At 34.3% G+C, this 11,541-nt stretch carries 11 protein-coding genes, 1 tRNA gene and 1 rRNA gene; all 13 read left to right on the top strand.

Annotated elements, in window-relative coordinates:
* A 23S ribosomal RNA gene (locus H8S07_RS09095) occupies window positions 1-94 on the top strand; the annotation flags it as partial.
* A 115-nt stretch (window positions 95-209) separates the two neighbouring features.
* Window positions 210-281 (top strand) — tRNA-Asn (locus H8S07_RS09090).
* 366 nt (window positions 282-647) lie between these two features.
* Entirely contained in the window at window positions 648-1,400 is a 753-nt protein-coding gene (locus H8S07_RS09085; RefSeq protein WP_158549924.1) for a LytR/AlgR family response regulator transcription factor, read from the top strand.
* 16 nt (window positions 1,401-1,416) lie between these two features.
* The gene (locus tag H8S07_RS09080) at window positions 1,417-2,724 is read left to right on the top strand and encodes a sensor histidine kinase (RefSeq protein ID WP_117538282.1); all 1,308 of its coding nucleotides are present in this window, start codon (window positions 1,417-1,419) and stop codon (window positions 2,722-2,724) included.
* 163 nt (window positions 2,725-2,887) lie between these two features.
* Complete coding sequence (locus H8S07_RS09075) at window positions 2,888-3,109, top strand: hypothetical protein (RefSeq protein WP_147323704.1); 222 nt, start codon at window positions 2,888-2,890, stop codon at window positions 3,107-3,109.
* A 91-nt stretch (window positions 3,110-3,200) separates the two neighbouring features.
* Window positions 3,201-3,674 carry a hypothetical protein gene (locus H8S07_RS09070; RefSeq protein WP_117538284.1) on the top strand — a complete coding sequence of 158 codons (474 nt, stop codon included), beginning with the start codon at window positions 3,201-3,203 and terminating at the stop codon, window positions 3,672-3,674.
* Between the two features lie 125 nt (window positions 3,675-3,799).
* Window positions 3,800-5,839 carry a hypothetical protein gene (locus H8S07_RS09065; RefSeq protein ID WP_117538285.1) on the top strand — a complete coding sequence of 680 codons (2,040 nt, stop codon included), beginning with the start codon at window positions 3,800-3,802 and terminating at the stop codon, window positions 5,837-5,839.
* Between the two features lie 2 nt (window positions 5,840-5,841).
* Window positions 5,842-6,603 (top strand): ABC transporter ATP-binding protein, encoded by a 762-nt coding sequence (locus H8S07_RS09060; RefSeq protein WP_117538286.1) that lies wholly within the window; start codon window positions 5,842-5,844, stop codon window positions 6,601-6,603.
* 85 nt (window positions 6,604-6,688) lie between these two features.
* Entirely contained in the window at window positions 6,689-8,311 is a 1,623-nt protein-coding gene (locus tag H8S07_RS09055) for an ABC transporter ATP-binding protein (protein WP_117538287.1), read from the top strand.
* Between the two features lie 305 nt (window positions 8,312-8,616).
* Window positions 8,617-9,294 (top strand): Crp/Fnr family transcriptional regulator, encoded by a 678-nt coding sequence (locus H8S07_RS09050; RefSeq protein WP_117538288.1) that lies wholly within the window; start codon window positions 8,617-8,619, stop codon window positions 9,292-9,294.
* 5 nt (window positions 9,295-9,299) lie between these two features.
* Window positions 9,300-10,043 (top strand): nucleoside phosphorylase, encoded by a 744-nt coding sequence (locus H8S07_RS09045; RefSeq protein WP_021860256.1) that lies wholly within the window; start codon window positions 9,300-9,302, stop codon window positions 10,041-10,043.
* A 73-nt stretch (window positions 10,044-10,116) separates the two neighbouring features.
* Window positions 10,117-10,731 carry an ECF transporter S component gene (locus H8S07_RS09040; RefSeq protein ID WP_186855910.1) on the top strand — a complete coding sequence of 205 codons (615 nt, stop codon included), beginning with the start codon at window positions 10,117-10,119 and terminating at the stop codon, window positions 10,729-10,731.
* A gap of 30 nt (window positions 10,732-10,761) precedes the next feature.
* Window positions 10,762-11,538, top strand: a complete 777-nt coding sequence (locus tag H8S07_RS09035) for an energy-coupling factor transporter transmembrane component T family protein (protein WP_186855909.1) — start codon at window positions 10,762-10,764, stop codon at window positions 11,536-11,538.
* The last annotated feature ends 3 nt before the right edge of the window (window positions 11,539-11,541 follow it).

Genomic DNA, 11,541 nt, shown 5'->3' with positions numbered 1-11,541 from the left:
AGACCCCTTGAAGACGACGAGGTAGATAGGTCAGAGGTGGAAGTGTGGTAACACATGGAGCTGACTGATACTAATCGGTCGAGGGCATGACCAAGCAAGGTGATAGGTAAAGGATGAAGAATATTTCTTGTATGCAGTTTTGAAGGTATATAAAAAATTGTTAAAACCCCTTGCAAAATATATTGCATGGGTTTATACTATATAAGTATTCCTCGATAGCTCAGTGGTAGAGCATTCGGCTGTTAACCGAAGGGTCGTTGGTTCGAGCCCAACTCGGGGAGTTTGTAAACCTGTAAGGCATAAGCTTTACAGGTTTTTACTATATTGTAAGATATTGTGTTATAGAAACTGTAGTGTAGAAACACTCAATGGCAGATTCGGCAGATAAGAGCAATGGTCTTGTTTTCAAATATATTTACACGAAATTTTCTAAGATTTTTCGTTGAAATTCCCCATTATCGTATATAACTTTTTAAGAAAAAAGGATTCGTTTGAAGTGACAGGAGTTACATAAATGAGTACATTGAAAAGGGGGATGTTAATTTTGTAGTGCCGCCTTCAAGTATCTTGGGATGATTTTTTTGACAATTTATGGTAACATTGTCAAGGATATATTAATGCATAACAACGTGGGGGGGGAGAGTTCTATGATACAGGTATATTTGTGTGAAGATCAGGAAAAGCAATTATTATATTTTAAACAAATAATAGAAAAATATATTACGGATACATATAAAGATGCTCGAATTGTATCAGCCAGGAAAAATCCAGAGCATATATTGCTGGACATGAGAGAATGTGGAGAAAATCCGGCATTGTTTTTTATAGACATCCAATTGGATGGATATATTATGAATGGGTTTGAATTGGCGAAAAAAATAAAAAAGAATGTTAAAAATAGTTATATTGTATTTTTGACATCTTGTAATGAATTGGCTTATAAAGCTTTTGAGTATGAATTAGAAGCGGTGGAATATATAGTGAAGGAACCACAGGATTTTCTCGCAGGAAAGATGAGTATAAGAATAGAAAGAAGATTGGACAGAGTATTTCGAAAAATAGAGGAATCTACAAGTGGAGATATACATCCGACGGTAAGAGTAGAGTCAGGAAGTCGGATTATAGAAATTCCGATAAAGGATATTGTTGTAGTACAGGCAATAAAAAGTAGCCATTTGGTAGATATTTATACAACAAGTCAAAAGATACGAATTAAAGTGACATTAAAAAATATGCTTGAGAAACTGGGAGAAGAATTTACATACGTAAATAAATCATGTATTGTTCAGAAGAGATTGATTAGAGAGATTAATAAGAAGAATTATTTTGCAATTATGTCAGGAGGATTGCAAGTAGAGATTTCATATAGAGAAATGAGAAAATTGGTAAAAGAGCAGTAGAGATGGAGGAAGGAGAATGATTTATAATGTAATAAGCTGCCTTTGCACAGGGATTTTTCTTTGTATAGCGACGACGGAATTATTGACACAAAAATTAAAAAGTGTAGAAAAATTATTTATCATTAGTGTAATTACAGGACTAACGTTGGCAGGAAGTATGCTTGGACACTTGGTTGGTCTGATTGTTCTGCCTGTGGTTTTAGTAATAATTTTTTTTACGGTAGATGAAAAAAGAATTATCAATGTAGGATTAGCAGCGGTAGGAAGTATGCTGAATATCTTGCTAAATAATTTTTGCCTTCTGGTTTTAGATTCTGTTTTTCATATAAGTGTGGAAAGTATAGTAGCCAGATATTGGATTTACTTTTACATTTTTTATGGAGTGATTTTAACATATGTGATGAAGGGAGTAGGAAAATTATTATACTCGGAAAGAAGAATGAAAAAAATGTTTTTTACCGTATCTAAGCGTATTCAGAAAGCGGTGGCTATAAATATATTAGTATATATGGTGATATTTATTATAAACATTTCTATGGGTGAAAAAGTGGGTTATCCCACCGGCGGTTTAGCTTTTAATAATATATTATTTTTGTTGTGTTTGATAGTAACAACATGGCTTCTTGTGAATGTTACAAAGGGAATTGAAGCAGAAGAGAAACAAAAGACCATGCTTCACCAGCAGGAATTGTTAGAAAATTATGTAGAAAATCTCGAAAAGATGTTAGAAGAGACAAGGGCTTTTCGCCATGACTATAAAAATATTTTATCCACGATGTCAGGATATATTCGTGAAAATGAAATGGAGGAATTACGGACCTTCTTTTATAAAAAAATTTATTTACCAGAGGGAAAAGTGGAAGCGCAATCTATGGCATGGGGAAGCCTGAAAAATATTAAACCAATGGAAATAAAAGGGTTTTTATATGAGAAATTGTTATCGGCTTTCGCAAAAAACATAGATGTACGGGTAAATATAGCTGAAAATCTGACAGTTGATTATAAGTATATGGAAGAGTTGGTTCGTATATTGGGCATATTTCTTGATAATGCGATTGAGGAAACAGAGTTTATGAAAAATGGCGAAATTGAAATTATTATACAAGAGACTACAAAGGGAGTTCGATTTTGTATACAAAATAATTTTGAAAATCAGCCGGATATTTCTCGCATGACACAGAAAGGACATTCTACAAAAGGGGAAGGAAGAGGAAATGGCTTATACTGGGCAGAACAAGTTTTAGAGAAACATGAAGACATGATTCATAACTTGAAAATAGAGAAAGAGAGAGTGATTCAAGAGTTGGAAATTATAACAAAATAAAGAAATAAGGTATAAAAAGTATCGTAGGAAATGATTCTTACGGTACTTTTTTACATTGGGGATCAAAAAGTGTACGTTGAGGATAAAAGAATGAAAAAATCTGAAAAAAGAATATAATATTCTTAAAAAGAAAGACAAAACAGATTTTTTCAGAGAAGAGGCGATGATGAAGAATTATACAAAAGCATTAGCGGAACAAATAGTTGCAGTAATGGATAGATATAATAATTATGAAGAATTGGAGAAAATAGTGATTTGCTATGGAACGGTCGTTGTTTCAAGATGGTGTATTTGTAATGCTAAATGTCATTGTAGGAATACTCCAGCTGGATATTCTTCCAATTTCAATACGGCAGCACTTCTTGGCGATTATTCCACAGCATAAGGAAATTTATCAATGTATAGCGGTATTTTCCGCTATACATTGATAGTGGGTTAATGCTAGAATATAATAGCATAGAATGGAGGAAGAGAGTATGAAAAGAAATCGTCGAAAACGCGTATTTTCTATTATATGCTATATTATAAATATCATTATTGTTTTTTACCCTTGGATTATTGTAGGTAATACAAAATATAATATTGTTCAACTGAAAAGAAAGATTGAAACGATAGGAATACATACAATGATTAAACGAAACGGGCTAATAGTAGACAATCCTAATTTCGTAGGGGCTATGGTTAAGGTTCAGGTTGTTCTTTACTTTTGCTTTATCCTTTTGTGTCTTGGATATATTGTGTGTGTAGTAATCGGAAAAAACTGGAGACTGAATTTAGTGACATTTTACGCATCAATTGGGCTTATGATTGTTAATATAACTGGATATAGTATAGCGTCTCTTTGTACAAATACCATACAAGGAACACTCTTCCCGATAATAACAGTAATAATAACCCTGATCGAATTATTGAGTTCAGCATTACCGGAAAAAAAAACTGCAAAAAAATAATAGTTGAAGAATTTCAAAACAGGTATAAAAAATATTATTTAAAAATAAAAAATAATGAAGGATATAGTGCGCTTTTTTACAAAATATTATGGAAACTTTTCAGGAGTAATTGGAAAAATTATGTAATGGTGCTGCTCAGTGGCAGTTTAGCATTGGGCATATTTTTCTGTGGCTTTGGCATGCAGAAGTTATTTGCTTTAAATTACAGAATAAATAAGTCAGTGATGGGAAATGATACGCAGTTTTTACTAAAATTGTATGCGCCACTTGAACTTATATTATTATTTACAATCATTTTGCTTCTTCTATATTATGTTAAATGCAGTACAAATAACTATGAGATGCTTGTGACATTGGGAATGGAGAAAAAACTTTCTGTCTATATTAGAGTTATAGAAAGCATTTTTGGAGGAATCATTATTGGAATAGCAGGGATAGTGGCTGGCAAATTGTTGCTGAATATTTTTGTCTACGTGTTGGAGAAATGGGCAAATTTATCAATGGATATACAGAGTATAGGGGCAGATTGTTATATTAAAGCTCTATCCATCACAGGGGTAATATATATTTTTTCCTGTATGTTTACAAGAGATATTTATGGGAGTTTCCAGATGGGAAATTCAGTAGATAAACGTGATATACAAGAGCGTATGCCAAAGCGGTTTCTTAAAGTTTTGACAGCAATTGGAATGGTTTTATGTGTCAGCCAACTTTATCGATATAGTAAAATATACAATTTTGAGTCGTTTTATATTATTGGAGTTTTCTTAGGCGGACTGCTAGTGTTGTTTAGATACATGTCAGCGTATCTTTGTATAAAGCGACGAAAAAAAATCAGCTATTTGTATAAAATGATAGAAGAAAATAAAATGTGGAATAAATCTCTGACACAAACGGGATATTTATACGCATTAACGGTTGTGCATTTATGCGTATTATTTTTATTTTCTTTTCAAATTATCTCTATTATTCTGGTCGTAAAGCCACAACAATTGTATCCCTATGATATAGTTTGTATCGCTGATGATGGAGATAGGTCTGTTTTTAATAAAATGGCAATTGATTACAAAGTAAATATAGAAGAATATCCGATGGTACGTATTTCGAATTTCGATTGTACAGAACGCTTGGAATCTTTTGGAGAAAAAACTGTACAGGGACAACAGATTGGAATATCGGAAAGTACATATCATAAGTTGAAGGAAAAATTAGATCAATCGTATGTGCCAAAACCACTTGGATTATCGAAAGATGGAAAAAATATTTATATTGTTCATCAACAGGATATGTCTATAAAAGCACAACCGACAGATTTTTGGATGCATTCGAGGAAACCGCTTCTGCATATTGGGCAGCCATGTACCAGAATTAGCAGAGAAACAGCGCTTACTGCGCTAAGGAGTGATATAGGATACTACTTTAAGGAAATCCGCGGAGAGGAAATAGAGAGTCTTATAGGTGTTTTTGGACAAGGAATTAAGGAGAATATCATTGTCTTATCGGATAACTATTTTGATGTAGCGCAAGAATGGTGGAAGACAAGAAATATTTATACAGGAAGGGAAATTGAAAATCCGAAGGAGAGAATACCGGATGTAACGATCAGGCAAGGACCAACAAAATTGGTATTAATTAATGGCGTGAAAAAAATAGATATGCCGGGTATAGAGAAAATATTAAAAAAGTATCAAAAAAAACATATTGATGATGAAGAGTATGATCAGTCAATACGTTCTTATTATTTAAAAGATATGGCTGAAAATAATTTGATAATGGAAAGAAGTGTTAAAATCGTCATAAATATACTTATGAGTTTGTATTTCTTTTTGATTGGAGTTTTTTTACTGCTTATTAAATTGATGACAGAAAGGGAAGAGAATAAAAATCGTAATAGGTTTTTAAAATATATGGGCATGCCCCTAAAAGAACGTGAAAAGATATTATTTAAGGAAAATAGTAAATGTATTTATATTTCGGAGGGAGTTGCATTGGTTTCAGCGTGTTTGTTTTCAATTGTGACTTTTTCGGTAAGATTATATCCTATAGAAACATGGTGGAAATTTTCAAAATATCTGATTTTATTCTGGAGTATTTATTGTCTGGCATACATAGTTACAATGCAAGGTGTTGTATTTGGATATATTAGAACTTTGCGGGAGGAATAAATATGGGAATAATTTTTAAGGCAGAAGAGCTGACAAAGGATTACTATTTAACTAATAATGATAGTGAGGAAAGGAATGAAGCAATACATGTTTTGCAAGGAATGGATTTTCAAATAGAAGAAAATGCATATGTAGCGTTTATGGGAAAATCTGGGTGCGGAAAAACAACACTATTAAAAATTTTGGGACTAATAGAAAAACAAACAAACGGAAAACTGTATTATAAAGATAAGAATATAGGAGATATGTCGGAAAATGACAGGACGGTAATAAGAAGGCAACAATTAGGATTTGTGTTTCAAGACTATTATTTGATGAATAGTTTATCGGTAGAGGAAAATATTGTACTTCCAATGTTGATTGACAAGGCTTGCGCAACAGATAGTATAAAAAGAGCAAAAAAATTTGAGGAAATATTAGAAATCGGCAGGCTTGCTAAGAAAAGGCCTTATGAATTATCTGGAGGAGAAAAGCAAAGAGTAGCAATTTGTCGTGCATTAATTAATAATCCGGAAGTAATTCTTGCGGATGAACCGACAGGAAATTTAGATTCTAAAACGAGTGAAGTATTGATTAATCTTTTTCAAGATATTTATGAAAAAATGAATAAGACAATTATCATGGTTACACATGATCCACTGGTGGCGAGTCATTGTAAAAGAATTATCTTTTTGAAAGATGGACAGATATTAGAGGAGTTGAAAAGAGAAGGAACAAGGGAAGCGTTTTATAATCAGATAATTGGACGAATGCAGAACTTATAGATAAGAAACTGAAGGCGTTTTACAGGCTGTTATAGCATGGAAAACGCCTTGTTTCATAATTAGTAGTAGAAAGAGGAAGAATTTCATGAAAAAAATAATAAAAAAACAAAATATTATATGGATTGTTTTTTGCTATTTGATTTTAATAGGTAGTTCTTTTCTGCGCCCAATGATTCTGAAAAGGATAATGGATCAGGGAATTCTTGGGAAAGATATGAAACTGATACTGCAATTTGCATTTTCCCTTATTGTATTGGTAGTCATAGAAGAACTAACCAGCATAATACAGACCAGGCTATTTGTGGATATGCAGAATAGACTTGTGATCAGTTTATATACAAAAGCCGGACAAGTATTATTTAGACTAAAACAAAGTTATTTTATGGAGAATAGTTCTACGGAAATAGTAAATAAACTGTCAACAGATATTAATAGTGTATGTTCACTTTTTGATAGTAATATTATGTATGTATTAGGATATGCTTTACAAATTATAAGTGGTGTTATCGGCTTAGTGGTAATTAACTGGAAACTGGCGCTTTTGGTATTATTGGTTGTACCGATAAAATATTTGCTAATTAAGATGTTTGCAGAGAAAGAAGAAAAATTGTCAGAACAGGAGATAGAAGCGTCTGCAAATTTTTCTTCATGGCTTGGAGATTCTATTAATGGAATACGAGAGATAAAATTATGGAATTTATATAGAGAAAAGCAACAGAATTTGATTAGCAAACAGAAAGAGATTTTGGAAATCAATAAGAAAGGTAAACTTATACAAGCATATAATATGTCGACAGATTCTGCTTTGAAAGGCTTAATAACAGCGGCTCTATATGGAATAGGCGGATATTTTATTTGTAAGAGTAAACTTACAATAGGGAGTCTCACGGCATTTATTACATATAGTAATTATGTGATTAATCCGATATCAATAGTGATGAATTTAAAACTTATATTTGCGCAGATAAAACCATCTATAAAAAGAATAGAAGAATTTATTAAGACAGATGTGGAAAAGAAAGAAAATATAGAGGGAAAAATTTGTCAGTTAAAACATAGTATTAATATGGAAAATATTTCTTTTTCTTACACGGAACGGTCGATAATGCAAAATGTGAACCTCGAAATCCACAAGGGAGAAAAGATTGCCATTATTGGTGATAACGGAAGCGGAAAATCAACATTGTTATCAATGTTGCTGCGTTTTATCGAACCAGAACAGGGAAATATTTATATAGATGGTGTGGATATAAAAGAATATGATATAGACCAATATAGAAGTATGTTTAGTGTCGTAAGCCAGAATATTTATTTGTTTGCGGATACATTGTGGAATAATATTGTCATGGGAAAAAATATAGGACTGGAGGAAATGAATCAAAAGCTTGAGAAAATGGATATGAAAGGATTTTTAAAAAAATTGCCAAATGGGTATGAGAGCAGTTTACAAAAAAATGGAGAAAATCTTTCGGGGGGTGAACGGCAGAAGATAGGTCTGCTTCGGGCACTTATAAAAGATTCACCGATTTTAATATTAGATGAGGCAACCTCCAGCATTGATAAAGATTATGACAAATTTATTCATGATATGCTTCTGAATGATTGTTCAAACAAGACGATTATCGTGATTACACATAAACAAGAAAATTTGGAAGGTATGGATAGAATATTTCAGATGAAAGAACATAGGCTGATAGAGCAGATGTGATGTATATAATTAGGCATATTATGGCAAAGAGGTACCAGAAAGAAAATGTTATATAAAGCTTTCAGTTCTTCTTTATCTAAATAACTGAGAGCTTTATTTTAATGTATAATGACTGTAAAATAGCAAAAGGACAAATGTCCTGAATTCATGGCAGAAATAATTTGATTTTATTTTAACAGAGTAAAACTGCCGGACATAATTCCTACACATTTTTGCGCTATTTTTTTATAATAGGAAATGGAAATAAGGAAATATCCATTTCATTCTTTGATGCCAATAAACTGCAGTGAGGAAGGAAGACTAAAATGGATCAAAATTTAGAAAAACTAGTAGAACTTTTGGAAAAAGACAGAGAAATATTTCAGATGTTGCGTCAGTGCCCATATGAGATTTTGAGACGTTTTGAAGTAAAGGATTATGAGGCAGACCAGTTTGTACTGAACCAGGGAGAGATTCATAACAGATTTTATATCATCGCTTCCGGGTATGTGGATATTTATGTAGAGTCAGCGCATGGAAAACGTTATCTTCTTTGCACATATATGAAAGGCGATTATATTGGCGAACTGGAAATCTTCAAACAGACAGGCTACATCAGCCGGATACAGTCGCGTGGAAAAGTACGGATTCTGGAACTGGATCGAACGTTCTTTTTACAATGGATTCGGACAGATAAGAATTTTAATGAATATATGATTCGTACACTGTGTGATAATTCATACCGGATGTGTCTGAATATGGGAGAAAATACACTATATACATTAAAGCAGAGAATTTGTCAGTATCTGCTTCGTAATATGGAAATGGATGCAAAATTTGTCATGATTTCTTCAGAAGTTTTAAGTCAGCAGATGGCGGTGACAACAAGAAGTGTCAACCGGGTATTGAAACAGTTAAGAGAACAGGGATTTATTGAACTCGAGAAAGGGAAAATATCAATCTGCGATCAACAGGCTTTGGAAGATATATTAAGAAAGGATTGAGAACTATGAGTACATTACAGCCACATATCAGATGCAGCGAGGAAGATGCGGCAAAATATGCGATTCTTCCGGGAGATCCGGCGAGAGTAGACCGTATCAAAGAGCATTTAACAGATGTGAAAGAGATCGCATTTAACCGTGAGATGAAGAGTATCAGTGGATATTATAAAGGTGTAAAGGTGATGGCAGTTTCTACCGGAATGGGAGGAGCGTCTACAGGAATTACAGTAGAGGAGCTTCATAATATTGGTGTTGAAGTTATGATTCGTATCGGAAGCTGTGGAGCATTACAACCGGAGATCAATATGGGAGATCTGATCCTCATTAACGGAGCTGTCCGTGATGAGGGAGCTTCCAAAGCTTATATCGAAGAGATTTATCCGGCAATTCCAGATACAGGAGTACTGATGAATCTGATCGAAGCAACAAAGGATCTCGGATATGCTTACCACGTAGGACGTGGAAGAAGTCATGATAGCTTCTACACAGACCGTGAGGATGAGATCGATCACTACTGGTCAGGCAAAGGAATCCTTGGTGCAGATATGGAAACAGCCGCTTTATTTATCATTGGCGGTTTAAGAGGTGTTAAGACAGCTTCTATTTTAAATACAGTCAGCCTGTATGAAGGAAATCTGGAAGAAGAGATTAATAATTATGTAGATGCGGACAACGCAGCAGCAGTTGGCGAAGAGCATGAAATCATTGCTGCACTGGAAACAATCGTTCGTATGGACAAGAAGAATTAAGAAAGCGAAAGATACAAAGGTAGTGTCAAGTAAGCTATGAAAAAACTGAGACACAAAGGACGGAGGCAGAAAAATGAAAAATAAAAATAATAACAGCCCATGGTCGCTGAAAATCAATACGGCATCACTTGTATTGATCCCGGCGGCAGTAGGTATCAATTATATTGGGAAATTATTTGCAGGAATGTTAAAACTGCCATTATGGCTGGATTCCATCGGAACCTGTCTTGCAGCAGCATTGGCAGGGCCGGTTGTCGGAGCGATTTCCGGAGCAATTAACAATATTATTTATGGTGTAACTATGGATCCGATCTCTACTGTCTATGCATTTTCGCAGGCAGGAATCGGAATCGTAGTAGGGCTGATGGCATATTACGGAGCACTTAAGAGTTTAAAGGGTACGTTGCTTACAGGTATATTTGGTGGTGCAGCGGCAGTTGTGATTTCTACCCCTTTAAATATTATTTTCTGGGGAGGAACAACCGGTAACCTCTGGGGAGACCTGGCATATGCGGCAACGGTTGCCAAACATTTCCCTCTGTGGCAGGCATCTACGATCGATGAGATCATTGTAGATATCCCGGATAAAATTGTAGTACTTCTGTTGGTAGCAGCTCTTTTCAAAGGACTTCCGAAGAGTCTGATGTCCCTGTATCAGAGCAATCACAGAATCGAGAGCCTGGACTAGGCAGGACAGAAAAGAGAATGGAGGCTAATCATGAAAAGTTTGAGTTTGTATGAAGATAAACAGTCCTTTTTAAATGGACTGACTCCGGGATGCAAGGCTTTTTACATTATTGCAGCACTTGTAATTCCGGCAATGCTGGGAAGTAAACTGATCAGTATCGGATTTATTGTTTTAAGTATTTTACTTCTTACCCAGTCAAAAGTAATCCGCAGAACACTGCCAATCCTTGCAGTATCTGGATTTGTATTGATCACTGTAATTATTATTCAGGGATTGTTCCGTGCAGGTAACGAGACTGTAGTACTGGATCTTGGACCGGTTGCATTTTATAAAGAAGGTTTAATATTTGCGGTAGATATTGCAATTAATGTGTTAAATATTATTTTTGCTTTCTGTGTACTCGTTCTGACAACAAAACCTTCTGATATTATTGAGAGTATGGTAAGCCGCGGATTTTCACCGAGAATCGGATATGTATTTGTATCCCTGTTCCAGTTGATTCCGCAGATGACAGAGCGTATGTCTACAATCACAGATGCGCAGAGAAGCCGTGGTATGGAGACTGAGGGAAGTCTATTAATCCGAATGAAGGCATTTATTCCGTTGATTTCTCCTGTGATCATGAGTTCTTTTATTGATACAAAAGAGCGTGCGATCGCGCTGGAAGTTCGTGGATTTAACTCAAAAGAAAAGAAATCATTTTTGAATGTATTCCATGCAAATGCTGCAAGCCGTCCGATTTACTGGATTTTATTAATTGCCACAGTGGCATCTGTAGTATGGAAACTTGTGATGATGTTTGCATAAAAT

It is taken from the genome of Dorea hominis (genome assembly GCF_014287705.1).
GTDB classification, from domain to species: Bacteria; Bacillota; Clostridia; order Lachnospirales; family Lachnospiraceae; genus Dorea_D; species Dorea_D hominis.
This window is presented reverse-complemented; position numbering and strand designations above follow the sequence as displayed.

Bases quoted from the DNA above. Each gene is read 5' to 3' on its own strand.
- H8S07_RS09050 (WP_117538288.1), top strand. From the start codon at position 8,617: ATGGATCAAAATTTAGAAAAACTAGTAGAACTTTTGGAAAAAGACAGA.
- H8S07_RS09040 (WP_186855910.1), top strand. From the start codon at position 10,117: ATGAAAAATAAAAATAATAACAGCCCATGGTCGCTGAAAATCAATACG.
- H8S07_RS09035 (WP_186855909.1), top strand. From the start codon at position 10,762: ATGAAAAGTTTGAGTTTGTATGAAGATAAACAGTCCTTTTTAAATGGA.
- H8S07_RS09060 (WP_117538286.1), top strand. From the start codon at position 5,842: ATGGGAATAATTTTTAAGGCAGAAGAGCTGACAAAGGATTACTATTTA.
- H8S07_RS09065 (WP_117538285.1), top strand. From the start codon at position 3,800: ATGGTGCTGCTCAGTGGCAGTTTAGCATTGGGCATATTTTTCTGTGGC.
- H8S07_RS09080 (WP_117538282.1), top strand. From the start codon at position 1,417: ATGATTTATAATGTAATAAGCTGCCTTTGCACAGGGATTTTTCTTTGT.
- H8S07_RS09085 (WP_158549924.1), top strand. From the start codon at position 648: ATGATACAGGTATATTTGTGTGAAGATCAGGAAAAGCAATTATTATAT.
- H8S07_RS09055 (WP_117538287.1), top strand. From the start codon at position 6,689: ATGAAAAAAATAATAAAAAAACAAAATATTATATGGATTGTTTTTTGC.
- H8S07_RS09075 (WP_147323704.1), top strand. From the start codon at position 2,888: ATGATGAAGAATTATACAAAAGCATTAGCGGAACAAATAGTTGCAGTA.
- H8S07_RS09070 (WP_117538284.1), top strand. From the start codon at position 3,201: ATGAAAAGAAATCGTCGAAAACGCGTATTTTCTATTATATGCTATATT.
- H8S07_RS09045 (WP_021860256.1), top strand. From the start codon at position 9,300: ATGAGTACATTACAGCCACATATCAGATGCAGCGAGGAAGATGCGGCA.